General features: G+C 61.4%; 21 protein-coding genes. 18 read left to right on the top strand and 3 right to left on the bottom strand.

Annotated elements, in window-relative coordinates; translation table 11 throughout:
* Positions 1-609 precede the first annotated feature (609 nt).
* Entirely contained in the window at positions 610-1,299 is a 690-nt protein-coding gene (locus QD408_RS04610) for a glutathione S-transferase family protein (protein ID WP_414138495.1), read from the bottom strand.
* Between the two features lie 136 nt (positions 1,300-1,435).
* On the opposite strand from QD408_RS04610, the gene QD408_RS04605 reads away from it, so the two are divergent.
* The 14 genes from QD408_RS04605 to QD408_RS04540 all read left to right on the top strand — a co-directional run bounded on the left by QD408_RS04605 (position 1,436) and on the right by QD408_RS04540 (position 16,578).
* Positions 1,436-1,945, top strand: coding sequence for a DinB family protein (locus tag QD408_RS04605; RefSeq protein WP_414138494.1), 510 nt, complete (start codon positions 1,436-1,438; stop codon positions 1,943-1,945).
* 146 nt (positions 1,946-2,091) lie between these two features.
* Positions 2,092-3,141 (top strand): diguanylate cyclase domain-containing protein, encoded by a 1,050-nt coding sequence (locus QD408_RS04600; protein ID WP_414138493.1) that lies wholly within the window; start codon positions 2,092-2,094, stop codon positions 3,139-3,141.
* 74 nt (positions 3,142-3,215) lie between these two features.
* Positions 3,216-5,099 carry an ABC-F family ATP-binding cassette domain-containing protein gene (locus tag QD408_RS04595; protein ID WP_088682046.1) on the top strand — a complete coding sequence of 628 codons (1,884 nt, stop codon included), beginning with the start codon at positions 3,216-3,218 and terminating at the stop codon, positions 5,097-5,099.
* Positions 5,100-5,225: 126 nt separating this feature from the next.
* Complete coding sequence (locus tag QD408_RS04590) at positions 5,226-6,077, top strand: polysaccharide deacetylase family protein (protein ID WP_088682045.1); 852 nt, start codon at positions 5,226-5,228, stop codon at positions 6,075-6,077.
* A 163-nt stretch (positions 6,078-6,240) separates the two neighbouring features.
* The gene (locus tag QD408_RS04585) at positions 6,241-6,828 is read left to right on the top strand and encodes a TetR/AcrR family transcriptional regulator (RefSeq protein ID WP_414138492.1); all 588 of its coding nucleotides are present in this window, start codon (positions 6,241-6,243) and stop codon (positions 6,826-6,828) included.
* Between the two features lie 90 nt (positions 6,829-6,918).
* A complete protein-coding gene (locus tag QD408_RS04580) occupies positions 6,919-7,749 on the top strand; it encodes a transporter substrate-binding domain-containing protein (protein ID WP_414138491.1) in 831 nt (276 codons plus the stop codon).
* A gap of 24 nt (positions 7,750-7,773) precedes the next feature.
* Positions 7,774-8,520, top strand: coding sequence for an amino acid ABC transporter permease (locus tag QD408_RS04575; protein WP_414138490.1), 747 nt, complete (start codon positions 7,774-7,776; stop codon positions 8,518-8,520).
* Positions 8,517-9,299, top strand: coding sequence for an amino acid ABC transporter permease (locus QD408_RS04570; protein WP_088682041.1), 783 nt, complete (start codon positions 8,517-8,519; stop codon positions 9,297-9,299). Before QD408_RS04575 ends, QD408_RS04570 begins: the two co-directional genes overlap by 4 nt.
* A 12-nt stretch (positions 9,300-9,311) precedes the next feature.
* Complete coding sequence (locus QD408_RS04565; RefSeq protein WP_414138489.1) at positions 9,312-10,097, top strand: amino acid ABC transporter ATP-binding protein; 786 nt, start codon at positions 9,312-9,314, stop codon at positions 10,095-10,097.
* An 8-nt stretch (positions 10,098-10,105) separates the two neighbouring features.
* The gene (locus QD408_RS04560; RefSeq protein ID WP_414138488.1) at positions 10,106-11,461 is read left to right on the top strand and encodes an MmgE/PrpD family protein; all 1,356 of its coding nucleotides are present in this window, start codon (positions 10,106-10,108) and stop codon (positions 11,459-11,461) included.
* Positions 11,462-11,474: 13 nt separating this feature from the next.
* Entirely contained in the window at positions 11,475-12,779 is a 1,305-nt protein-coding gene (locus QD408_RS04555) for an LLM class flavin-dependent oxidoreductase (protein ID WP_414138487.1), read from the top strand.
* Between the two features lie 112 nt (positions 12,780-12,891).
* On the top strand, positions 12,892-14,931 hold the full coding sequence (locus QD408_RS04550) for a prolyl oligopeptidase family serine peptidase (protein ID WP_414138486.1): 2,040 nt from the start codon (positions 12,892-12,894) through the stop codon (positions 14,929-14,931).
* A gap of 106 nt (positions 14,932-15,037) precedes the next feature.
* Positions 15,038-15,961 carry a Gfo/Idh/MocA family protein gene (locus QD408_RS04545; protein ID WP_414138485.1) on the top strand — a complete coding sequence of 308 codons (924 nt, stop codon included), beginning with the start codon at positions 15,038-15,040 and terminating at the stop codon, positions 15,959-15,961.
* A gap of 65 nt (positions 15,962-16,026) precedes the next feature.
* Positions 16,027-16,578 (top strand): GrpB family protein, encoded by a 552-nt coding sequence (locus tag QD408_RS04540; RefSeq protein WP_414138484.1) that lies wholly within the window; start codon positions 16,027-16,029, stop codon positions 16,576-16,578.
* Positions 16,579-16,588: 10 nt separating this feature from the next.
* On the opposite strand, the gene QD408_RS04535 is transcribed toward QD408_RS04540, so the two are convergent.
* Positions 16,589-17,038, bottom strand: coding sequence for a DNA polymerase III subunit chi (locus tag QD408_RS04535; RefSeq protein ID WP_414138483.1), 450 nt, complete (start codon positions 17,036-17,038; stop codon positions 16,589-16,591).
* The gene (locus tag QD408_RS04530; protein WP_414138482.1) at positions 17,038-18,528 is read right to left on the bottom strand and encodes a leucyl aminopeptidase; all 1,491 of its coding nucleotides are present in this window, start codon (positions 18,526-18,528) and stop codon (positions 17,038-17,040) included. Before QD408_RS04530 ends, QD408_RS04535 begins: the two co-directional genes overlap by 1 nt.
* Positions 18,529-18,672: 144 nt before the next feature.
* On the opposite strand from QD408_RS04530, the gene QD408_RS04525 reads away from it, so the two are divergent.
* The 4 genes from QD408_RS04525 to QD408_RS04510 all read left to right on the top strand — a co-directional run bounded on the left by QD408_RS04525 (position 18,673) and on the right by QD408_RS04510 (position 24,140).
* Positions 18,673-19,446, top strand: a complete 774-nt coding sequence (locus tag QD408_RS04525) for a phosphatase PAP2 family protein (RefSeq protein ID WP_088682032.1) — start codon at positions 18,673-18,675, stop codon at positions 19,444-19,446.
* 100 nt (positions 19,447-19,546) lie between these two features.
* Positions 19,547-20,728, top strand: coding sequence for an LPS export ABC transporter permease LptF (gene lptF / locus QD408_RS04520; protein WP_088682096.1), 1,182 nt, complete (start codon positions 19,547-19,549; stop codon positions 20,726-20,728).
* Complete coding sequence (gene lptG / locus QD408_RS04515; RefSeq protein ID WP_088682031.1) at positions 20,725-21,813, top strand: LPS export ABC transporter permease LptG; 1,089 nt, start codon at positions 20,725-20,727, stop codon at positions 21,811-21,813. Before lptF ends, lptG begins: the two co-directional genes overlap by 4 nt.
* A complete protein-coding gene (locus tag QD408_RS04510; RefSeq protein WP_088682030.1) occupies positions 21,813-24,140 on the top strand; it encodes an LPS-assembly protein LptD in 2,328 nt (775 codons plus the stop codon). The genes lptG and QD408_RS04510 overlap by 1 nt, the downstream gene beginning before the upstream one ends.
* The last annotated feature ends 118 nt before the right edge of the window (positions 24,141-24,258 follow it).

The raw sequence follows: 24,258 nt of genomic DNA, 5'->3' as shown, positions 1-24,258 counted from the left end.
GCAGACCATTGCCAGGTTGCGGCAGCTCTCATGTCCGCGCGCTGTGGCGCCGAAATCCCAAAACGCACCTGAAGCAAGCCCATTTGTTGGAAAATGGTCCCATTCAGGCGACTATCCGCCGATAACGCGGGTGAGCACCAAGTACATAAGCGAAATCTCCAAAACAGTTGATATAACTACAATAGTTGGAAGGTAGATAAAATATTTGACCTTCCCTTTAATTTTCTCCGACTCATCGTGAAACTCCGAACGATATATTTCGGGACCAAAATCAAAATTGAAGTCCCATCCATTTTTATAATAAAATTCTGTCGACCTTATAAACCAATATATTGAGTAAATGGCCATGTATCCATTGCCAGACGCAAGAAAAAGAACAAGTATTTTTTGGTCTATGCTCATCTGCGCCCATATCCGGAATACCCGGTAAAATTCGGAACAGTTTCGGCGTGATTCTTCAAGAGACTGTAGCCCGAATTGGGATTGTGAGATTGAGCGGCCGGACGAGATTGCGCCGGCGGCATCATCAAATCTGACACCCACGTCTGCAAACGGCATGGCGGAACGTGCAGGATTGAGGAGGCAGCCAAACGAGGGTAAGCGGCAATTTCACGCCGCTGTCACAGTCCGGCCCCGGCTTTCATGGAGATCCAGGCAGCGCTCGAACCAGGCCATGACGGGATCGTCGGCGGCCAGCATGGCAAGGCCGGCGCAGACGCGCAGCCATTGCAGGGCGCCGAAGACGATATAGTCGGCAAAGAGCGGCGTCTGCCCGCCGATGAAGGGCTGGAACTTCAGCATATGCCGGAGCGGCTCCAGCTTGGCGGCGAAGGCAGCGCTCTCCGCCTCGCTGTCGGCGGCAACCACTTCCAGCGGATTGCCGAGCCTCACCTCGCGGCTTTCGCGGAAATAGGCCTTGTCTCCCTCATCGAGGATCGCATGAATGTCGAGAAGGGCGATCCGCATGATCGCCGGATGGATGATCATCTGCGAATAGCCTTCCACCATGCGCGACAGCGCCTTACCGCCCTCGCCGCCAAACAGCGACGGCCGCTCGGGATAGGCCTCCTCCAGATAGAGGGCGATCGCGAAACTATCCGGGATCAGCCGGCCGTTGTCATCGAGCACCGGTAAGGTCGGGGAGACACCGCCGCCAATCGCGCGAATGCGGGTATAGGTCGTCGGAATCTCCTCGAAATCGAGCCCCTTATGCGCCAGTGCCATCACCGCCTTCCAGCAATGGGGTGAGAAGAAGCGCCGTTCATCGGCGCCGCAGAGGGAATAGAGGGCTCTGGTCATGACAGTCCTTTCGAGATCGAAGCTCCGGCCATTCCACGACAGAAAGCGGCTGCGATCAAATCAGGAAATTTCATGGGCACATCACTGCGATTTGCCGGAAAACGGGCTAGACTGCCGCGACGACAAGGGGGACCGGATGCTCAAACATTACAGGATGTTCGCCGCCTATAATCGCTGGGCCAACGCCCAAGTCTATGCGGCTGCGGCCGAACTCACCGCTGCGGAATTCCGCAGCGACCGCGGCGCCTTCTTCGGCTCGCTGCATCGCACGCTCAATCATCTGCTCGTCGCCGACCGGATATGGACGAAGCGCTTCACCGGCACCGGCGATGCGCCGACGACGCTCGATGCCGTGCTCTTCGAAGAGCTGGATGCGCTTGCCGCTGCACGCGACACAGAGGACGAGCGGATCATGGCCTGGACGGGCACGCTTGACGAGACAGCCCTTGCCGCCGACTTCACCTACACGCCGGTGACGCAACCAATCGGAGTCACCCAGCCATTGTGGACTGCGCTTGCGCATTTCTTCAACCACCAGACCCATCATCGCGGCCAATGCCACATGACCCTGACGGCGCTCGGCAAGCCGAGCCTCCGGCTTGATCTCATCTATTTCCTGCGCAGCGAGGGCCGCGAATGGATGTGAGCCAGCAGCGTCCATCAAGACTGAATTAACCGCCTTTGCCGGTTCTCCTCGCCAATCCGGCGCTTCCCTTCGCAAATTCAGCCTCTTTTAAAAGCTTGCGGGCATAGCGGAAGGTGAGAAATGAGGCCGGGCCGCGAGGGATCGTCATGCAGAATGCAAGCGCAAACGCACTGGTGGCGCGCGAGGCCGTGCGCCCGGCGCCGATGGCTGATATCCAGAGGATCGCCCAGCACATGGCGCGCCTCAACGTTGCCGCACTGCCGCGCAACTATGAACTCTTCCACGAGGCGATCATCGGGCTCAATCCAGGCCTGGCGCAGGATATCGCGGCGCTTGGGCCCCAGCCGCAACAGGCGATGCTCGACGAACTCGGGCTGAAATACCGCCTCGTCGGCCATTGCGGGCTGGCAGGTGAGACGTCACGGAACGAAGCGAGCCGGATGCTGCGCGAGGTTGCCGAGCGGCTTGCCGAAGGTCTCAAGCACAAGAATGCCTTTGCGCGTGCCTGCGGCCAGATCCTGAAGTCCGTCTCGGGCCAGGAGGACCAGAGCCTTGCCGCCTTCATCAGCGAGATCGATTACCTCTCCGCCTCACTGACGGCGGTGCTGTCGGCCGAGATGGAGATCGGCGCCAGGCTGCAGGAAGACATCAAGGCGCTGGAAGTGCTGGAGCGCGGCATTTCGGCGATGCAGTCGGCCGCTGTTGCCGACAGGATCACCGGGCTCGCGAACCGCGTCGCGTTCAACCGGGTGATATCGGAACTCTACGAACGCGAAGAGGGGGCGGCCGGCTGCGCGCTGCTCATGGTCGATATCGACAATTTCGCCGACCTCAACGACCGGTACGGCACGCAGGCCGGCAACAAGCTCCTGAAGAAGCTCGCCGGCCTCTTCCGCAAATCCATCAAGAAGAACGATTTCGTCGCCCGCACCGAGGCCGATGAATTCGGCTTCCTGTTTTCCAACGTCGGCATGCAGGATGCCATGGCGATCGCCGAGCGGCTGCGCAGCTCCGTCGAGGACAATCTCGTCTTCTCGACTTCGGACAAGGCCGATCCCGGCAGGCTCACCGTCTCGATCGGCGTGGCGCTGAGCGCCGATGCGGCAACGCCGGGACAGTTGCAGGCCAATGCGCGCGTGGCACTTCTCGCAGCGCAGTCGAACCGCCGCCTGCCGGTGCAGGCTTTCGGCCGCTGAGGCCGTGAGACATGCGCTCCCGTCTTGGTGAAGCACTCTTGCCTTGACGGGCGCTTTCGGCCAAAACGCCGGCCATGATCACGATCACAGACATTTCCGCCCGCATCGCCGGACGCCTGCTTCTCGACAATGCCAGCGTCTCTTTGCCTTCGGGCACGAAGGCAGGCCTCGTCGGGCGCAATGGCGCCGGCAAGTCCACGCTGTTTCGCGTCGTCACCGGCGATCTCAGCGCGGAGACCGGATCGGTGTCGATCCCGAAGGGCGCGCGCATCGGCCAGGTGGCGCAGGAAGCGCCCGGAACCGAGGATTCGCTGATCGAGATCGTGCTTGCGGCCGACAAGGAACGCGCGGCACTGCTTGCCGAAGCGGAAACGGCGAGCGATCCGCACCGCATCGCCGAAATCCAGATGCGCCTCGTCGATATCGACGCGCATTCGGCCGAAGCGCGCGCGGCAAGCATTCTCGCCGGCCTGGGCTTCGATCAGGCTGCGCAAGCCCGTCCCGCCTCCTCCTTCTCCGGCGGCTGGCGCATGCGCGTGGCGCTTGCGGCCGTGCTGTTTGCCGAGCCGGATCTGCTTCTGCTCGACGAGCCGACCAACTATCTCGATCTCGAAGGTACGATGTGGCTGGAGGACTATATCCGCCGCTATCCGCACACCGTCATCATCATCAGCCACGACCGCGACCTCTTGAACAACGCGGTCAATTCCATCGTGCATCTCGACCAGAGGAAGCTCACCTTCTACCGCGGCAATTACGACCAGTTCGAGCGGCAGAAGGCGGAAGCCGACGAATTGCAGACGAAAGCCAAGGCGAAAAACGAAGCGGCGCGCAAGCATCTGCAGAGCTTCATCGACCGCTTCAAGGCCAAGGCCTCGAAGGCGCGCCAGGCGCAATCGCGCGTCAAGGCGCTCGAGCGCATGGGGACGGTTGCTGCCGTCATCGAGGACCATGTGCAGCCGATCACCTTCCCCGAGCCGGAGAAGCAGCCGGCCTCGCCGATCGTGGCAATCCAGGGCGGCGCCGTCGGCTATGCGCCCGGCAAGCCGATCCTGAAGAACCTCAGCCTGCGCATCGACAATGACGACCGCATCGCCCTGCTCGGCTCGAACGGTAACGGCAAATCGACCTTCGCCAAATTCATCTCCGGCCGGCTCGCGCCGGAAAGCGGCGAGCTCAAGCTCGCGCCGGGCCTGAAGATCGGCTTCTTCGCCCAGCACCAGCTCGACGACCTCATTCCTGAGCAGTCGGCGGTGGAGCATGTGCGCCGGCTGATGCCCGCCGAGCCGGAGGCCAAGGTGCGCGCCCGCGTCGCGCAGATGGGACTGGCGACGGAGAAGATGGCAACCGCCGCCAAGGACCTTTCCGGCGGCGAAAAGGCCCGCCTGCTGATGGGGCTTGCCGCCTTCCATGCGCCGAACCTGCTCATCCTCGACGAGCCGACCAACCATCTCGATATCGACAGCCGCCGCGCGTTGATCGAAGCGCTGAACGACTACGACGGCGCGGTCATCCTGATCTCGCACGACCGCCATCTGATCGAGGCGACGGTCGACCGCCTCTGGCTGGTCAATGGCGGCACCGTCACCAGTTTCGAAGGCGACATGGACGAATACCGGGACCTGATCGTCAGCTCCGGCAGAAAAAAAGAAGAGAAGCCGCAGGCTGCCGACGAGACGACATCGAAGGCCGACCAGCGCAAGCTCAATGCGGAAAAGCGCGCCTCGCTGACGCCGCTCAGGAAAAAGATCAACGAAATCGAATCCTTGACGGCCAAGCTGGAGAAACAGATTCAGGCGCTTGATGCAGAACTTGCAGACCCCGCCCTCTATGAGAAAACGCCCGCCAAGGCCGCCGAGAAGGCAAAGCAGCGCGGCGAAGCCGCGGCAAAACTCGCCGCCGCCGAAGAAGATTGGCTGATGCTGTCGGCCGAATATGAAGAGGCGATGGCAGGATAGCCACAGCCATCAATGAAACGCGGCGAAGCGCCGCGTTTCGGCACAATTCCGGCCGATCTCAACCGATCGTTAACCATAATTCGAAAGGTTGCCTCAACATTCATTACTGATTTGTTGAGCCCTTTCATGCACCGCTTTCTCGTTCTGTCCTGCATCGCCCTGACAGCTGCCCTCACCGCTTGCAGCACGACCAGACAAACTCCCGATACATCGATCAAGACCTCCTCGGTCATTGCGCCCGAAGGGCAGAAGCCGACCGACAAGAGCGACGATGATGCCGCAGCGCCGCTCCTTGCCGGCCCGCATCATCTGGCGGGGCGGACGCTGGAGGTCTCCTCACTTGCAGATCTCAAGCTCGACAAGAAGGAAGTGATCCTGAGCTTCGACGATGGTCCAGTGCCCGGGCGGACGGATAAGGTACTGGCAACCCTCGACCAGTTCGGCGTCAAAGGCGCCTTCATGATGGTCGGCCAGATGGCCGAAATGCATCCGGCGCTCGCCCGCAAAGTGGCGATGGACGGCAACACGATCGGCAGCCACACCTACCGGCACGCCAATCTGAATGCGCTGAGTTTCGACGCCGCGATGGCCGAAGTGATGAAAGGCGAGATGGCGGTGACGAAGGCGACCGGAACGGATGTCTCCTTCTTCCGCTTCCCCTATCTTGCCGAGAGCCACAAGCTGCGCGCCGCAATCGCCATGCACGAGATGGTGGTCATGGATGTCGATATCGACAGCAAGGATTATTTCACCGGGACGCCGGTCTCGGTGACGCAGCGGACCATGGACCTGCTGCACAAACGCGGCCGCGGCATCATTCTGATGCACGACATCCACAGGCGCACCGCAACGATGCTGCCGGCCCTGCTTTCGAAACTCGAAGCCGAAGGCTACAAGGTCGTGACGCTGAAATTCAAGAAGACACGCGCCCCCAGCAATCTCGTCGCCTCAGCCGATTTGGTGACGACGACCCGTTGAGGCGGGTTGCCAGGCAGGCGCTCGGGAGGAGTCGACCAAAGCGGCGTCTCGGGCGGAGGATTTTTCAACGCGCGCGCCGAATTGAAAAAATTAAATCTATAAAATCCATTTCAATAGTGGTCTTCTCTGAGAAAGAACGTTCCGTCTCTCTCTTTGGGTCCTCATGCCTTCCACAGCTGCTCAGTTTCCGCTTCGCGAGACAATCATCAATGCGATTAGCGATCTTTTCTACCGGCGCGGAACATATCTGGTCGGCATCGACGAGATCGTTCGGGAACTGAAGATTGCCCGCGCGACCCTCTACCGCCATTTCGGCGGCAAAGAAGATCTCATCGTTACCTATCTCAGGCACCGCCATGCGTTGGTCAGCGGCCAACTGGAGACGCTGATCGCCGGCAAAAGCGATGCGCCGGCCGTTCTCTCCATCTTCGACAGCCTGGCCGACAAGACACGCAGCGAAACTTTCCGCGGCTGCGCTTTCCTCATCGCGGTAACGGAAAATCCCAGCTCGGTCGCCGTGCGCAACGTGGCGTACGAGCATAAGGCATTTCTTCGCGAACTCTTCGGCCGGCTCGTCCCGCCCGGCCCTACCCATGATGACCTCAGCGAGCAATTGCTCGTTCTCTATGAAGGCGCGCTTGCCGGATCGGTGCTGCGGCCGGAAGCAAGGCCCGCAGAAGTTGCCCGAAAGACGGCTGAGGCTCTTCTCCAGGCCAGTGGCGGCGTCTCCTTCCCGCGCAGCAAACATTAACGATCTAAACAGTCAGTTCAAAAGAGCCAGCATTTGCTCGGGGACATGAACTGATCCTCTACCTTCCTTTCAAAACGGAGCTGAAAAACTATGTCACGTAAAATTTTCCCGAAGGCGCTCCTGGCCGTCTCGATTTCCGTGCTGGCGGCAACGCAGGCATTCGCGGACGCGACGCTCGATCGCGTCAAAGCCCGCGGCACCCTCACCGTCGGGGTCATCCTGTCGGGCGCGCCCTTTGGCTATATCGATCCGACCTCGCAGACGCAGAAGGGATACAATCTCGATATTGCCAAGGCGCTCGCCGACGATCTCGGCGTCAAACTCGAAACGGTGACCGTCACGCCCCCGAACCGGGTGCAGTTTCTCCAGCAGGGCAAGGTCGATATTCTGATTGCCAACATGCAATACACGGAAGACCGCGCCAAAGTGCTCGACTGGGTGCCGACGCCCTATGACCGCAGCGGCGGCGCTGCCGTCGGACGCAAGGACAGCGGCCTGAAGGACTGGGCGGATCTCAAGGGAAAGCCGGTCTGCGTTTCACAGGGGTCGAACTTCACCCAGCCGCTCATCGAACAGTACGGCGCCGAGGTCAAAGGCCTGCCGAGCCAGCCGGAGTCGCTGCTGGCGCTGCAGGGCGGCAATTGCGTCGCGGCCGTCCATGTCGGCGCAACCGTCGGCCTGCTGCTGGAGGATCGGCCCGAGGAGTGGAAGGACTACACCATTCTCTTCCCGACCGAGCTGCTCCCTTCCGATTCCGTCATCTGGGTGCGAAAGGGCGAGAAGGACACGGCCGAGGCACTCGATAAGACGATCCGGCAGCTCCATACGTCAGGAAAGCTTCTGGAATTTGCGAAGGCGAACCGTCTCCGCAATACCGAATATCTCGAACAGGAGCGCAACACCCTGTCGGCCAGCAAATAAGACAGGTTGCACTGGCGAATCGATATGCGGGATACAAGCCTGACCAGCCTGTTCGTCGACATGACGAACAGGCTCGGCCTCAACTACGAGTTCCTGGCAACGGGTTACGAGGCGCAGATATGGCGTGATGGTTTCATCACCACGCTTTATCTGATCGCCTTGCTGATCCCCGTCAGCCTGATTGCCGGGCTGCTGTTTGCCGCCTGCCTGACATCGGGCAGGCCCTGGCTATCGGCGCCGGTGCGCGCCTTCGTGGAAATCACGCGAAACACGCCGACGCTGGTGCAGCTGATGTTCAGCTTCCTTGTGCTCAACACCTTCGTGTCGAACCTGGTCGGCGGCGCACAGAACAATCCGCTGACGCCGTTCTTCTGGGTGGTGGCGGTGGTGGGGCTGCACATCGCTGCCTTGCACGCCGAGGCGATCCGCGCCGGCATCGAGGCCGTACCGTTAGCCACCGTGGAGGCGGCGCGCGGCACCGGCTTCAGCAAGCTGCAGATCCTTCGTTACGTCGAATTTCCCCTGGCGTTCCGGGCGTCGCTTCCGGCGATCGTCAACAATCTCATCAACCTGGTGAAGTTGACGACGGTGGGCAACGCGATTGCGGTCAGCGAGATCACCTATGCCTCGATCATGGTCTGGACACAGCGCGACAACGTCGTGTCGCTGATGATCGTCATCCTGCTGTTCTTCAGCCTCATCAATCTCGCCGTTGCCCGCATCGGCCTATGGGTGGAGCGCAAGCTCGCCGTGCCGGGGTATGGCCTATGACGACCTTCGCGCTTTCCGAGCCGCGCAAGGGCGGCCACCTGCTGCGCAATATCGGTTTCGTGGCACTGCCGCTCGTCATCCTCCTCTGGTCACTGACCGATCTCACGCTCGGTCGCGAACTGGTGACGTGGTTTCCCTATCTCGCCTCCGGCTTCGTGATGAACGTCGTCATCAGCCTGTGCGCGATGACACTCGGAACCTCGGTCGGAGCCGTGTTCGGCATCTTGGAACTGGCGCCCTACAGGCTGGTGCGCTACCCTGTGGTCGCCTATGTGCAGGTCTTTCGCAACGCGCCGCATCTCGTGCTGATCTTCGCGACGACTTACATCTTTCCCTTCGAGGTCGTGGTCGCCGGCAACTACCTGCCTTTCCCCGATTGGCTGAAGGCAGTGATCGGGCTTGCCATACCGGCCAGCGCCTATGTGGCGGAAATCACCCGCGGCGCCATCCTTTCCATCCCGACCACGCAATGGGAAGCGGCAAAGGGACTGGGCTTTTCGCGCGGCCAGGCGCTGCGCTGGATCATCCTGCCGCAATGCCTGCGGCGCTCGCTGCCGCCATGGATGAACATCTTGGCCTCCATCACCATGGGCACTTCGCTCGCCTCGCTGGTCGGCGTGCACGAACTGCTGCATGCGGCGACCGATGCCAGCACATCAGTGCGCCGCCTCGATTTCACTATTATCGCCTATATCGTGGTGATGGCCGCCTTCTTCACGCTTTGCTACCCGATCTCGCGACTGACCCGGCGCCTCGAGCGACGTCTCAACGCGGCCTGAGGATTTGAGACGATGAACACGAAAACCGACGAAACGATCGTGCGACTGGAAGACGTACACCTGTCCTTCGGCCAGACCGAGGTGCTGAAGGGTATCGACCTGACCGTCAACAGGGGCAATGCGGTCTCCATCATCGGCCCCTCCGGCTCGGGAAAATCGACCATCCTGCGCTGCATCAACGCATTGGTGACGCCCCAGCGCGGGCGCATCACGGTCAACGGCACCCGTGTCGACCAGTTGGCCGGGGAAGCCGAACGCATCGCACTGCGCAAACGCGTCGGCATCGTCTTCCAGCAATACAATCTCTTTCCTCACCTGACGGTGCTGGACAATATCGTGCTGGCCCCGACCCGCATCCTCGGCGTCGAACCGCGGGAGGCGGAGAAACTCGCACGCGAACTGCTCGACAAGGTGCGGCTCTCCGAAAAAGCCGGCGCCTATCCCGGCCAGCTTTCCGGCGGCCAGCAGCAGCGCGTGGCGATTGCCCGTGCGCTGGCGATGAAGCCGGAACTGGTGCTGTTCGACGAAGTGACCTCGGCGCTCGACCCCGAGACCGTCGGCGAGGTGCTGTGGGTGATCCGCGACCTTATCCGCGACGGCATGACAAGCATTCTCGTGACCCACGAAATGCGCTTCGCCGAGGAAATCAGCGACATCGTCATCTTCACCGAAAACGGACGCATCGTCGACCAGGGCTCCCCTAACGAGATTTTCCATACGTTCGACAATCCCCGTATCCGCCAATTCGTCGGCGGGCTGGCCGGTGGGCGCGGGTCGATGCACGGCGAAGGCATCTAGGATTCGTCATGACGAGCACATCAGCGCCGCTGACTTCTGCATTCGCCCAGGCGATCGTCTCCTCCGATCCATCGAAAGATGCCGCGGCGATGGATGCGGCCCGCACGGCGATCATCGATTTTCTCGCCTGCGCGATCCCGGGCGCCCGGGATCGCACGACCGGAATCCTGGCCGATGCCGTCGGGGCCGGCCTGCCAGGCGACGCGATCCTGATCGGAAGCGCGCGCCGAACCGATCCGCTTGTTGCCGCCGTCGTCAACGGTCATGCCGGCCATGTACTCGACTATGACGACGTGCACGCAAGCGTGCGCGGCCATCCGACCACCGTCATCATCCCGGCGCTGCTGGCTTTTGCCGCCGAGCGCGTGTTTTCCGCGGATGCGCTGGTCGCCTCCTATATCGTCGGGTTGGAAGCCATGGCGCGGCTCGGACTGTCGCTCGGCTCGAAGCATTACGAGAACGGTTTTCATGCTACGGCAACGCTCGGCACAGCGGGCGCGGCGGCCGCAATCGCGCATCTGACGCGCGCCTCCATCGACGAGACGGCCGTCGCGCTCGGCCTTGCGGCAACGCAATCGTCCGGCCTGCGGCTGCAATTCGGCAGCGACGCCAAGCCTTTCCATGCCGGCATGGCGGCGCGATCAGGCCTCCTGTCGGCGCGACTGGCGGCTGCCGGTTTCGGCGGCGTACCCGATTTCCTCGACAATCCGGTCGGCTTCCATTCGGCCTATGCCTTCGGTGCCGAACGCCTGTCCGCCTTGACCGAGAACTGGGGTTCGCCCTGGCAGATCGTGGCGCCCGGGCTGACATTGAAGGCCTATCCCTGCTGCACCGCCAGCCACCCGGTCGCCTCTCTCGGCATCGACCTCAACCGCGAAGGCCTCAGCGCCGACGCAATCGAGCAGGTCGTGTTCACCTACCCGCCCGGCGCCGATGCCGCTTTGGTGGTGAGCCAACCGACAAACGGGATCGAGGCGCGCTTCAGTCCCGAATACGTGTTCGCCGCCGCCCTCATCGATGGGGCTCTGCGGCTCGACCATTTCGACGAGCAGCCTGCTGCGCCGCGACTGATGGAACTGGCCCGGCGCGCCGGTCGCCGTCATGACGAGAGCGCGCCGCGCATGTCGAGCGATCCCCGGACCCGCTTCGTGATCGTCGATATCCTGCTTCGCGACGGCAGCACGATACGCCGCCGCTTCGACGGCCTGCCGGGGATCACCGATCCGACCGAAAAATTTCGCGACGCGACGGCGCACCATCCCGCCTACGCGGATATCCCGTCGCTCGTCCGAACAATGAGCAGCGCCGCCGACCTTCGCCGATTGCTGGCGCTGCTCAACCAGGATGTCGCCCCAAACTTCTGACGAAGGATTTGCCATGACCCGTAAAAGAGAAATCCATCTGGGCCTGTTCCTGCAAGGAGCCGGCCACCACGTATCCGGCTGGCGTCACCCTCACGCCGAGGCGGGAAGCGAGAATTTCGACCTGCTGCGGCGCGTGTCGCAGATCGCCGAAGCGGCGAAATTCGACATGGTGTTTCTGGCCGACGGATTGACCAGCGGCGCCGATGCGCATCCCTCGACGATCGCGCGCTTCGAACCCTTGACGCTGCTGTCCGCGCTGGCCGTGGTGACCGACAAGATCGGGCTCGCGGCAACCGCCTCCACGACCTACGGCGAGCCCTATCACACCGCCCGCGCCTTCGCCTCGATCGATCACTTGAGCCACGGCCGCGCCGCCTGGAATATCGTCACGACCTCCTACGCCCGCACGGCGAACAATTTCTCCAAGGCTCATCCGGAGCATGACGAGCGTTATGCCGTGGCCGAGGAATTCGTCGATGTCGTGCGCGGCCTCTGGGACAGCTGGGACGACGATGCCTTCGTCAAGGACAAGCAGAGCGGCGTCTATGCCGATCCCGCTAAGCTTCATATCCTTGATCACAAGGGCAAATATTTCTCGGTCAAAGGGCCGTTGAACATTCCGCGCGCGCCGCAGGGACATCCGATCCTGATCCAGGCCGGATCGTCCGGTCCGGGCCAGGACCTCGCCGCCCGCACCGCCGACGTCGTATTCACCGCGCAGCAGAGCCTCGATGAGGCGCAGGCCTTCTACAGAAGCGTCAAGGAGCGCGTCGTCCATTTCGGACGCCGGCCGGACGACGTCGCCGTCATGCCGGGCTTCCTGCCGGTGATCGGGCGCACGGCCAAGGAAGCCGCGGACAAGCTTGCGGAACTGGACAAATGGACCGATATCAAAAGCGCCATGCCGCTTCTGGAAGAACGCATCGGCCACAGCCTTGCCGATTACGATGTCGATGGCCCTTTGCCGGACCTTCCGATCTCCGATCAGCTTCGCAGCCGCGCCGAGCTTTTGACTGCGCTTGCCAGACGCGAGAACCTGACCATCCGCCAGCTGGCGCTGCGCGTTGCCGCCGGCCGCGGCCATCATATCGTGCTTGGAACGCCAGTCGAGATCGCCGACCGGATGCAGCTCTGGTTTGAAAGCCGCGCCGCCGATGGCTTCAACATCATGCCGCCGTTTTTTCCCGAAGGGCTGGAAGATTTCACGCAGATGGTCGTGCCGATCCTGCAGGAGCACGGCCTTTTCCGCACCGAATATGAGGGCGCGACCCTCCGCGATCATCTCGGGCTCGCGCGGCCGGCGCGAATTTCGCGCTAACTGCGCGGAATATCGGCGACTGTGCTGCACATCGCGCTTTCCGAAATCGATTCCGATTTCCGGGCCGATGGGGTAGATCTGTGCGACGTCAACGGAATCAGGCAGGTCGGACATGAATCTTCACCTCGAAACGGACGACGACCTCCGCACCCGCCAGTTCATCGACGAGCACAATGCGCATTCCGACACGGTGCTCAGAACGGCCGAGTTCGCCGCGGACCGCGATGCGATCAAGGCGCTGATCGAGCGACAGGATAGGCTCGTCGTCCCCTTTCGACGAGGCGATTGGCTGTTCGACTTCCGTCAGACCAAGGACAATCCGCTCGGCGTCTGGCTTCGCCTGCTCGCCGACCAGAACCCTTTGCCCGATGCCGATTGGCAGCCGGTCTTCGACCTCGACGCCTTCTGCGCCAGCGAGGGCAAGCGCTGGAACTGGCGCGGCGCCGTGACCTGCGCATGGGAGCCGACGCGGGTGCTACTCGTTCTGTCGGACGGCGGCTCCGATCTCATCCGGCTGCTCGAATTCGACTCGGAAACAAAACAGGTCGTCGAGGGCGGCTTCGACACGCCCGCCGTGCGATCGCATGCCACCTGGCTGAGCCGTGACGAAATCTGCTATTTCGGCTCCATCGATCGATTTTCGGCAACCCGCTCCGGATGGCCGCGCGTCGGCCGGCGGTTGAAGCGCGGGCAGCGGCCGGAAGATGCCGCCATCATGTTCGAAGCTGCGGACGAGGACGTCTACGGTTCCAATATCGTCATCGATCCCACCCTGTCGGGCGCTCCGGCGGATGCCGGATTGATCGAGATTTTCGTCGCCGGCCATGAGATCGGCGTCTCAAGCGCGTTCCTCATCGCAGACGACGGAACGCGGCGGCGCATCGATCTGCCTGAAGAAGCCGACTTTCACTTCAATCGCGATCATTGCCTCTGGCGCGCAAAAACCGATGAGCGCGTTCCCACGGGCAGCCTCGTGCTGCAACGTTTCGACCCGAAATCCCAGACGATACTCGGGCCGGAGCGTGTCCTGTTCCAGCCTGGCGAGGGCCAGTCCGTCTCACAGATCATGCTGATGCGTGAATGGTGCGTCTTCATGATTTCCGATCGGCTGCGTCCGCGTCTGATAGTGCTGGACCTGACAAGAGCTGATGCCGAACAATGCGAGATCGCGCTGCCCGCGGACATGCAAACAGCTTATTTCAGGCCGCTGCACGCGGATCTGCACCTCGGCGACGATACGCTCTACATCGTCGGTCAGGGCTTTCTCCAGCCTCCGGCCTGTTACCGGCTGGAACTCTCGGATCGCAGCAGAAAGCCCGAACCGATTTTCGTCGCGGCTGCGCCGAGTTATTTCGACGCAACGGATATGTCATCCGAACTGCTGGAAGCCGTCTCGGAAGACGGAACGAAAGTGCCCTACCGGCTGGTCTTGCCAAGGCAGTGGACCAAGGGGGCGCTGCCGGTGCTGCTTTACGGCTATGGCGGCTTCGATGTCTCGCTGTCGCCGACCTATTCCGGCGTGACGGGACGCTGGCTGGAGCAAGGCGGCGCCTATGTGCAGGCCTATATCCGCGGCGGCGGCGAATTCGGACCCGACTGGTATCGCAGCGCCAAGCGGCAGGGACGGGACAAGGCCTTTGCCGATTTCGTCGCCATCGCCCGCGATCTCGTCGCCCGCGGCTACACCGTGCCGTCGCGGATCGCCTGCCAGGGCGGCAGCAATGGCGGCCTGCTGACAGGCGTCATGCTGACGCGCTACCCACAGGATTTCGGCGCCGTCTGGTGCCAGGTGCCGGTGCTCGACATGACACGCTTCCACCTGTTCAGCGCGGGAAAAGCCTGGATGGACGAATATGGCGACCCGGATACGCCGGTAGACCGGGATTTCATGCTCGGCTATTCGCCGCTTCACAATGTCAGCCCCGCGAGCGACGTGACTTACCCGCCGGTCTATATCGAAAGTTCCGCCAATGACGACCGCGTGCACCCTTCGCATGCGCGCCGCTTTGCCGCGCGGCTGGAAGAGGCAGGCCATCGGCCGCTCTTCCATGAATTCGGCTCGGGCGGGCATGGCGGCGACGGCAATTCCGAAGAGCGCGCCGCCCGCGCGGCAATGGGTTACAGCTTTCTTCGCCAAACTATCATGAGATAGACGGGCGATCATGCGATAGAATGGACGAGGAGAGCTTGTCGGCGCTTCTCTTTCTGCTAAAACAAGCTCAATAAATCATACTTTTCACAGGCTCGAGCGAAACACCATGTCTCCTATCAACCTCGCCATCGTCGGCGTCGGCAAGATCGTCCGCGACCAGCACCTTCCCTCCATCGCCAAGAACCCGGATTTCGAGCTCGTCGCCACGGCGAGCCGTCACGGCACGGTCGAAGGCATCCGGAGCTATACGACGATCGACGCGATGCTCGACGCCGAACCCTCGATCGATGCCGTTTCGCTCTGCATGCCGCCACAATACCGCTATGAGGCGGCCTATAAGGCGCTGGTCGCCGGCAAGCACGTCTTCCTGGAAAAGCCGCCGGGCGCGACGCTCAGCGAAGTCGCCGATCTCGAAGCGCTTGCCGCCAAGCAGGCTGCATCGCTTTTTGCCAGCTGGCATTCGCGCTATGCGCCGGCCGTCGAGGCTGCCAAGGCCTTTCTTGCCTCGACCACGATCAAAAGCGTGCATGTGATCTGGAAGGAGGATGTCCGCCACTGGCATCCGAACCAGGACTGGATCTGGCAAGCCGGCGGTCTCGGCGTTTTCGATCCCGGCATCAATGCGCTGTCGATCGTCACCCATATCCTGCCGCCGCTCTTCATCACCGGTGCAGTGCTGGAATTCCCCGAAAATCGGGATGCGCCCATCGCTGCCGACATTCGCTTCCAGGATGCCGCCGGCCTGCCCGTTCATGCCGAATTCGACTGGCGCCAGACCGGCAAGCAGAGCTGGGACATCGTCGCGGAAACGGCGGCCGGCCAGATGGTTCTCTCCGAAGGCGGCGCCAAGCTTTCCGTCAACGGCACGCTGACATTCGCCGAACCGGAACAGGAATATCCCTCGCTCTATTGCCGCTTCGCCGAGATCATCAAGGCGGGCAAGTCGGATGTCGATCTCTCGCCGCTGCGCCACGTCGCCGACGCCTTCATGCTCGGCAAGCGGAAATTCGTCGACGCCTTCCACGATTGATTGGCCAGATGCCATCGCTCCGGCTACATGCTAAAGTGGCGGCCTAACACTCGAAGGCCGCTTCCATGCAGCAGGAGCAGGATGAATCGTTCGGATTGGGCGTCCGGCATCTGACGGTCAGGCTTTCCGACCCCAATGCCAAATGGCGCGAGGCCTATCTGCTGGAAGAGGCGCGAATCCGCAACGCGCTCGCCCCCCTCGCGCTCGATATCCAGCATTTCGGCAGCACCGCCATTCCGGGCATCAAGGCAAAGCCGATCATCGACATCATGATCGGCGTCCCCCGCTTCGAGGATGGACTTGCCTGCGTCAAGCCGATGGAAGAGATCGGCTATGACTACGCCGGCACCGACATGGTGCCCGACGACCATCTTTTCGGCCGAGGCATCACGGGCGAAACGCGCACGCATCTCGCCCATGTCGTCGAATATCGGGGCTTCAACTGGCGGCGGAACATTTTCTTCCGTGACAGGCTGCAGAACGATCCTGCGCTCGCGCTGGCCTATGAAGAGCTGAAGATCGGGCTGGCGCAGAAATTTGCCGAAAGCCGCGCCGCCTATACCGGCGCAAAGAAGGATTTCATCGACAAGGTTCTGGCGGAAGGCGGTTTGGCCTGACGCTCGCGCGTCAGCCCTTCTTTTCCCAGCGCCCTTCCGGTGTCTGCTGCCAATAGGTGAGGTTGTGTCCCTCGCCTTTCAGCTTCTTCCACTGCGCACGCGCCCCTTCGACCTGCTCCTGATCATAACCGTCGAACATGAAAACGATCCGCTCATAGTCCGCGGCGGGCGGCGGTTCGGCGCCGTCGATGATGAAGCGGACGGTGGCGGCATTCGGGTTTTCCGCCGAAACGGTCAGCAAAACGGGCTGATCCTCAGCGAAATCAGCCTCATCCGTGCCGTGCGGCAGGAAGCTATCCTCCCGATAGGTCCATAAATGCGCATCCAGCGTGTCACGCCGCGCGATTTCCTTCATCTGGACGGCGACGCGCCAGCCGCGCTCGACGCTCTTGTCGATGAGCGGCGGAAGCGCGTCTTCCAGCTTCGATTCCGTCAGATGGTAAAAGAGAACGTCCGTCATCAGGATTCGTAATGCGCGCGAACGAGCTCGTCGAGCAGGCGGACGCCGAAGCCGGACCCCCAGGACTGATTGATCTCGTCCTGCGGCGAGCCCATCGCCGTGCCGGCGATATCGAGATGCGCCCAGGGCGTATCCTGCACGAAACGCTTGAGGAAATGCGCCGCCGTGATCGAGCCCGCCTGCCGGCCGCCGGTGTTCTTCATGTCGGCGAATTTGCTGTCGATCAGCTTGTCGTAGTCCTTGCCGAGCGGCATGCGCCAGAGCTTTTCGTTTGTGGAAAGGCCGGCCGCCGTCAACTGGGAGGAGAGCTGATCGTCGTTGGAGAACAGGCCCGCGTGCACATTGCCGAGCGCCACGACGATCGCGCCGGTCAGCGTGGCGAGATTGATCATGAACTGCGGCTTGAAACGATCATTGCAGTACCAGAGCGCGTCGCACAGCACGAGGCGGCCTTCGGCATCCGTGTTGATCACCTCGATCGTCTGGCCGGACATCGAGGTGACGATGTCGCCGGGACGCTGGGCGTTGCCATCAGGCATGTTCTCCACCAGGCCGATGATGCCGACGGCGTTGACGGCGGCCTTGCGGGAGGCGAGCACATGCATGAGGCCGGTGACGGCGGCCGCACCACCCATATCCCCCTTCATCTCCTCCATGCCGGCGGCCGGCTTGATCGAAATGCCGCCGGTGTCGAAGACGACGCCCTTGCCGATGAAGGCGATCGGACGATCCTTGGCCTTGCCGCCCTTCCACTGCATGATCGCGAGACGCGGCGGACGCACCGACCCTTGCGCGACGCCGAGAAGCGCGCCCATGCCGAGACGGCGCATTTCCCGCTCGGTCAGGATTTCCACTTCGACGCCGAGCTTTTCCAGATCCTTCGCCTTGGCCGCGAACTCGACGGGGCCGAGCACGTTCGGCGGTTCGTTGACGAGGTCGCGGGCAAGATTGACGCCGCCGGCAACCGCTTCGGAATCGGAAAACGCCTTCTTGGCGCCGGCAGGATCGGCGGTGACGATCGTCACCTTGACTGACTTCGCCGGCTTCTCGTCCTCGTCGTTCTTCTTCGTCTTATAGGTATCGAAGCTATAGGCGCGCAGCAGCAAACCGAGCGCGAAATCGGCGGCTGCCCGCGCGCTCGCCTTAAGGCCGGGAACATCGATGAAGACGGCGGTCCTGTCGGTATTCTTGATTTTCGATGCCGCAGCGCCCCCCGCCTTCAGCCAGTCATGAGGGGTGAGTTCGGCGGCCTTGCCAAGCCCGATGACAACGATGCGATCGACGGGCGCGCCTTCGGGAGCGACGATATCGAGCGCGGCCATCGATCTTGCGGAGAAACGGCCAATCTTCGCAGCCTTGGCGACCACGCCTGCCGGATCGGCTGCTTCAACGCCCGCAGCGCTCTCGGCCTCCGCCGTCTTCAGCAGAATCGCCAGGCCGCCGTTGAGCTTGGCCGACTTTGAGAATGAAATTTCGAACTTTGCTGACATGTCTTCTCCGCTGGGATTCTTTGAGATCCATTCCTCGCGGATAATTTCGCGTTTGGCGGGTCTGTCAATGGCTTGCGACAATTGTTATGGTCGCCCGCGGCCACCAAGGCCTCCATGTTTTCGTCAGTTTCGTAGATATTCGCGTTGACAATTTTTTCGAAAAATCGATGGCGGGGCCTGGCAATCCGCCTGCCGAAAACGACTTTCGGTGCATTCCTGCTGTTGTTCTGGACGTGGTGGGCGCTGCTTCTCCTATTCCGCGCCTTTCCCGGAATAGACATTTATTTTTCCCGGCTTTTTTTCGTGGCCGCGGATTGCGACGCGACTGCCGCCGCCGACAGCCTCTGCGGCGGTTTTCCCTATCGCGACGAGGCGATCCTCGACCTGATGCGCACCATCTTCTTCCGTCTGCCCTATGTGGTGGCGATCGTGATGCTGTGGAAACTTATCGAATGTTATCAACAGCATGGCGCGACCTTTAACGCCGAGCGGGCTCGCAAACTCAAAGTCGCGCTCGGGACGCTGCTGATCGGGCCGGTGCTGCTCGTCAATGTCATCCTGAAGGAACATTGGGGCCGGCCGCGGCCCCTGCAGACCGACATTTTCGGCGGTACGCTGCATTTCGCCGAGGCGGGCTCGCTTGCCGGCAAATGCGTCTCGAACTGCTCCTTCGTCTCCGGCGAGGCGGCAAGCGCGGGCTGGCTCCTCTGCCTTCTCCTCTTCGTTCCGAAATCCCTGCGTTATGCGCTGTTTCCCCCGGTGGCCACGATCTCGATCCTGACGCCGGCGCTACGGCTATCGTTCGGTGCCCACTACCTTTCCGATGTCGTCCTCGGATGGCTTTCCTCGCTTGTCATCTTCGCCGCACTGCTGGCATTAACTGAGTCGCAACAGGGCCAAAAAAATTCTGAAATTTGAATGAATTTTTGACACCAGCTTGTCGCAAAAGCGCGACAAAGAGCGTAGAGGGATTCTCCTGCAAAGCCGTTTGGGCGAGCAGGTGCTTTCAAGGGCCGGCATGAAACTACTCGAGACATACATATTGCGGCGCGTCGGCCAGATGTTTCTCGTGGCCCTGCTGCCCGTGCTGGCGATCATTTGGACGACACAGGTTCTGCAGCGCATCAACCTCGTCACCGACAGCGGCCAGTCTATCGGTTCGTTCGCCAAGCTTGCGACGATGATCCTGCCGTCGATCATTCCCGTCGTGCTGCCCTTCGCCCTCGTCATTGCCGTCACGCAGACATTGACGACGATGAACAACGATTCCGAGCTCACCGTCATCGATGCGGCGGGGGCACGGCGAAGCGTTCTCATTCGTCCGATCCTGCTGCTTGCCGCCGTCATCAGCGTCTTTTCCTTCTTCGTCGACAACATCGTCGAGCCCAGGGCAAAGACGGTGGTTCGCCAGATGATCGCCGAGACCTATGCCGACCTTCTCTCCTCGGTGATCGAGGAAAAGACCTTCCGCAAGCTCGATGAAGGCCTCTATGTGCAGATCTCGCAGCGCATGGCCGGCCGCATGCTGAAAGGTCTGTTCGTCGCCGACGAGCGCGATCCGGCGTACGAACTGATCTATTATGCCAAGGAAGGCGCCGTCGACGACAAGGGCACCACGCTGATCATGCATGACGGCGAGGTTCACCGCAAAACGCCTGACGGCAACGTCTCGGTCATCAATTTCGATTCCTATTCCTTCGACCTCTCGGACATGACGGAAAATCGCGGTCAGGCGACGCTGCGTGCCAGCGACCGGGACCTGTGGTTCCTGCTCAACCCTGATCCGACCGACAAGGACTATACGATCCGGCCGCTGAGCTACCGCGCCGAGCTGCACCGGCGGCTGACGGACTGGATTCTGCCGGTCGTCTTCGCACTGTTTTCCCTGGCGATCGCCGGCGACGCGCGCTCGCATCGCGAAGCCCGGCTGCATCCGATGGTCAGCGCGCTCACCTATGCTTTCGCGCTGCGCTGGGCGGCCTTCTACGCGGCCAATCAGATCGACACCGATCCTGAATATATCGCCGTCCTTTACGGGATTCCGATCGTCAGCAGTATCGTCTCGATCGTCTTCCTCAGCCTGCACAAGCGACTGGTCATGCCTTCGTTCATCCGGGACCGGGTGTCGTCTTTCTGGAGACGGATGCAGGAGAGGCTGCTTGCAGCCGCAGGCCGGACCGGCGGGGGCACTGCCCAATGATGTTCGGCACATTGTCGCGTTATTTTTTTCGCCGCTATCTTGCGACGACGGGCTGGTTCCTGATCGGCGTGTCGGCCATTGCCTTCCTCCTCGATTTCAGCGAGACGGCGGGGCGCATGTCCGGCCTGCCCGGCTATACGATCGGCGGCGGCATCCTGATGACTGCCGTTCGCCTGCCGCTCATCCTGCAGCAAACAGTGCCGTTCATCACGCTCTTCGTCGGCATGACGGTGCTGATCGGGCTCAACCGCAAATATGAGCTCGTCGTTACGCGCGCAGCCGGCATCTCCGTCTGGCAGTTCATGTTTCCCTTCATCCTCGGCTCTCTGGTGCTCGGGGTGCTGACGATGGCGGCGCTCAATCCGCTTGCCGCCTGGGGGCAGCGCCAGGCGCTTCTCGTCGAATCCGACTGGCGCGGCGAGAATGCGGTTCTGCGCAAGGCGCCGCAGATTCCGTGGCTGCGCCAGATCAGCGGCCGGGACGATGTCATCATCGGCGCCCAGACGGTTCAGGAGAACGGAACCAAACTGGTCGATGCCGTGCTGATCCATTTCGATTCAAAGGGTCAGGTCATTCTGAGACAGGACGCCGCCACGGCGAAATTGGAAGATGGTTACTGGCAGCTTAACACCGTCGTAGAGCGCAAGCCTGGCGAAATCCCCGTGCGTAAAGCTTCGGTTCAACTTCGCACCAATCTGAAACAGGACTTCGTCCAGGAGCGGCTGACGGCGCCGGAAACAATTGGTTTCTTTGACCTTTCCAACCGCATTGCGGCGGCCAAGTCCTTCGGCATCTCAACCAAGGCGCTGGAGACCCAATTCAACTCCCTGTTGTCCCAGCCATTGCTGCTGGTGGCGATGACTCTCATTGCTGCAACAGTGTCCCTAAAATTTAGCCGGTTCAACCAATCCCGCTCCGTGATTCTGGGTGGCATCCTCGCGGGCTTCGTGCTTTATGTCGTCACCGTGCTTGTAAAAGCATTCGGAAGCAGTGGAGTCGTGCCTCCTTTCGTGGCGACGTGGATACCGGTGATCGTCGCGTCGGCATTGGGCGCGACTATTCTGCTTCATCAGGAGGATGGCTAGTGGCGGCAGGCGACCGCAAGTATTTTAGTAAACAGTTGGTTGCCCTGCTTGCCGGTGCGACTCTATGTTCCTATTTCGGCAGCGTCCCGGCCTCCTACGGCCAGGCCACTACCCCTGAACAAAATATCGGAAACAAGATTCCCGAAGGCGCAAAGCTTATGCTTTCCGCCAATGAGCTCGTCTATAACCGCGATGCCGATCTGGTGTCGGCGGTCGGTGGCGTGCAGATCAATTATGGCGGCTACAAAATGGTCGCGCAGAAGGTCGAGTACAATCAGAAGACCGGCCGGATGATGGCGCTCGGCAATGTCGAGCTGGTCAGCCCCGACGGCAACCGAATCTACGCCGACAATCTCGACGTGACCGACAATTTCGCCGACGGGTTCCTGAACTCGCTGCGGATCGAAACCTCCGACAACACGCGTATCGTCGCCGAAAGCGGCGAGCGGGTCGGCGGCACGAAGATGATCCTCAATAAAGGCGTCTATACGGCCTGCCTTCCCTGCGCCGAAGATCCGAAGCGCGCGCCCTTCTGGCAGGTGAAGGCGAAACGCGTCATCCAGAATGGCGAGACGCACACGATCCGTCTGGAGCGGGCGCGATTCGAGCTGCTCGGCTATCCGATCGCCTTCGTGCCGTTCATCGAAGTTCCCGATAACACGGTGAAGCGCAAGTCGGGTTTCCTCTTTCCGACGATGAGCCTGTCGCAGAATCTCGGATTCGGTCTTTCCATTCCCTATTATTACGTGATCTCGCCGAGCATGGACGCGACGGTCACTGCCACGGGCTACACCGCTCAGGGTTTCCTCGTCGAAGGCGAATTCCGCCAGCGTTTTGAAAACGGCACACATATCCTGCGCGTCGCGGGCATAGACCAGGCAAATCCCGGCAACTTCACCTCCGGCACCAGCGATGCCGAAGCCGAGCAGCGCGGCATGGTGGCGTCGAAGGCCGAATTCCGGATCAATCCGCGCTGGACGTTCGGCTGGGACGTCATGATGCAGAGCGACAACAATTTCTCGAAAACCTACAAGCTGCGCGGCTTGAGCGGGACACCGCGCACCAACCAGATCTATCTGACCGGGCTTGGGAAGCGCAATTATTTCGACATGCGGGCGTTCTATTTCGACGTTCAGGATGCGGATCGGAAGAACACGGCCGAAAAGAAGCAGGCGATCGTCTATCCCGCGATGGACTATCACTACGTAGCGCCGCAGCCTCTTGCAGGCGGCGAGCTTTCTGCCGATGTCAACTTCACGAACATTTCGCGCACCCATGACGATTTCTATACCGTCGACGGCTTCGACCGCTTCCGCGGCCTGAAGGGACAGACCTCGCGCCTGACCGGGGAACTGCAGTGGAAGCGTACCTACGTCACGCCGACGGGTCTGGTGATCACGCCGCTGCTGGCTGCCCGCGGCGACGCCTTCGCACTGAACATGGACGACCCCACGGGCTACGCCGGCAACTACTATGACGGCAATTCGGCCACCCGTTCGATGTTCACCGCCGGGCTGGAGATGCGTTATCCGATCCTGATGACGACCGACAACAGCACCCATATCCTCGAGCCGATCGCGCAGATCTATGCACGCCCCGACGAGCAGCTTGCCGGACGGCTGCCGAACGAAGATGCGCAGAGCTTCGTCTTCGACGCCACATCGCTGTTCGACCGCGACAAGTTCTCAGGCTACGACCGTGTCGAAGGCGGCACCCGCGCCAATGTCGGCATTCAGTATACCGGCACCTTCGACAGCGGTTACAAGCTGCACGGCATCTTCGGCCAGTCGTATCAGATCGCCGGCCAGAACTCGTTCGCGACCAGCGACCTCGTCAATGTCGGCGCGGATTCAGGCCTCGAGACCTCCCGCTCCGATTATGTCGGCCTCGGTGGCGTCGAAACACCGTTCGGCGTTTCCGTGACCGCCTCCTATCGCCTGGACGAGAAGGATTTCGATTTCCGCCGCGGCGACCTGACGACGGCTTACCAGAACGACACTTTCTCCTCGCGGGTGACCTACACCCATCTCAGCGCGCAACCGGCCTATGGCTTTGCCGACGATAACGACGAGATCCAGACCAACAGCAGCATCAAGTTCAAGGACTACTGGTCGATCTTCGGCGGCGTCGCCTGGGATCTGAACAATGACGTGCTCAGCCGCCGCACGCTCGGCCTCACCTACGAGGACGAATGCACGATCTTTACGATCGCCTATACCGATACCAGAGACTCCGACGACGAGTCGGGAAGCGACTGGACGATCGGCGCGCGGCTGACCTTCCGCACTCTCGGCGACATCAAGATCGGCACCGATAGTATTGAGTGATGAACGGCGACAACATGGCCTCAAGTCATTCTTTCGCCGTAAGCCTGTGCAGGACATTGCCGCCAGTCGGTATCTGAGGCATAGCGGTCTCGCGCCATGATGGAAGCGATTTCCGCGT

Source organism: Rhizobium sp. BR 249, from assembly GCF_047445895.1.
In the GTDB taxonomy this organism is placed as follows: Bacteria; Pseudomonadota; Alphaproteobacteria; order Rhizobiales; family Rhizobiaceae; genus Rhizobium.
This window is presented reverse-complemented; position numbering and strand designations above follow the sequence as displayed.

What these genes read in the sequence shown, in the direction of transcription:
- QD408_RS04595 (WP_088682046.1), top strand. Translation starts at nt 3,216, where the DNA reads ATGATCACGATCACAGACATTTCCGCCCGCATCGCCGGACGCCTGCTT.
- QD408_RS04600 (WP_414138493.1), top strand. Translation starts at nt 2,092, where the DNA reads ATGCAGAATGCAAGCGCAAACGCACTGGTGGCGCGCGAGGCCGTGCGC.
- QD408_RS04585 (WP_414138492.1), top strand. Translation starts at nt 6,241, where the DNA reads ATGCCTTCCACAGCTGCTCAGTTTCCGCTTCGCGAGACAATCATCAAT.
- QD408_RS04605 (WP_414138494.1), top strand. Translation starts at nt 1,436, where the DNA reads ATGCTCAAACATTACAGGATGTTCGCCGCCTATAATCGCTGGGCCAAC.
- QD408_RS04545 (WP_414138485.1), top strand. Translation starts at nt 15,038, where the DNA reads ATGTCTCCTATCAACCTCGCCATCGTCGGCGTCGGCAAGATCGTCCGC.
- QD408_RS04565 (WP_414138489.1), top strand. Translation starts at nt 9,312, where the DNA reads ATGAACACGAAAACCGACGAAACGATCGTGCGACTGGAAGACGTACAC.
- QD408_RS04610 (WP_414138495.1), bottom strand. Translation starts at nt 1,299, where the DNA reads ATGACCAGAGCCCTCTATTCCCTCTGCGGCGCCGATGAACGGCGCTTC.
- QD408_RS04555 (WP_414138487.1), top strand. Translation starts at nt 11,475, where the DNA reads ATGACCCGTAAAAGAGAAATCCATCTGGGCCTGTTCCTGCAAGGAGCC.
- lptG (WP_088682031.1), top strand. Translation starts at nt 20,725, where the DNA reads ATGATGTTCGGCACATTGTCGCGTTATTTTTTTCGCCGCTATCTTGCG.
- QD408_RS04540 (WP_414138484.1), top strand. Translation starts at nt 16,027, where the DNA reads ATGCAGCAGGAGCAGGATGAATCGTTCGGATTGGGCGTCCGGCATCTG.
- QD408_RS04575 (WP_414138490.1), top strand. Translation starts at nt 7,774, where the DNA reads ATGCGGGATACAAGCCTGACCAGCCTGTTCGTCGACATGACGAACAGG.
- QD408_RS04590 (WP_088682045.1), top strand. Translation starts at nt 5,226, where the DNA reads ATGCACCGCTTTCTCGTTCTGTCCTGCATCGCCCTGACAGCTGCCCTC.
- QD408_RS04530 (WP_414138482.1), bottom strand. Translation starts at nt 18,528, where the DNA reads ATGTCAGCAAAGTTCGAAATTTCATTCTCAAAGTCGGCCAAGCTCAAC.
- QD408_RS04560 (WP_414138488.1), top strand. Translation starts at nt 10,106, where the DNA reads ATGACGAGCACATCAGCGCCGCTGACTTCTGCATTCGCCCAGGCGATC.
- QD408_RS04580 (WP_414138491.1), top strand. Translation starts at nt 6,919, where the DNA reads ATGTCACGTAAAATTTTCCCGAAGGCGCTCCTGGCCGTCTCGATTTCC.
- QD408_RS04570 (WP_088682041.1), top strand. Translation starts at nt 8,517, where the DNA reads ATGACGACCTTCGCGCTTTCCGAGCCGCGCAAGGGCGGCCACCTGCTG.
- QD408_RS04550 (WP_414138486.1), top strand. Translation starts at nt 12,892, where the DNA reads ATGAATCTTCACCTCGAAACGGACGACGACCTCCGCACCCGCCAGTTC.
- QD408_RS04535 (WP_414138483.1), bottom strand. Translation starts at nt 17,038, where the DNA reads ATGACGGACGTTCTCTTTTACCATCTGACGGAATCGAAGCTGGAAGAC.
- lptF (WP_088682096.1), top strand. Translation starts at nt 19,547, where the DNA reads ATGAAACTACTCGAGACATACATATTGCGGCGCGTCGGCCAGATGTTT.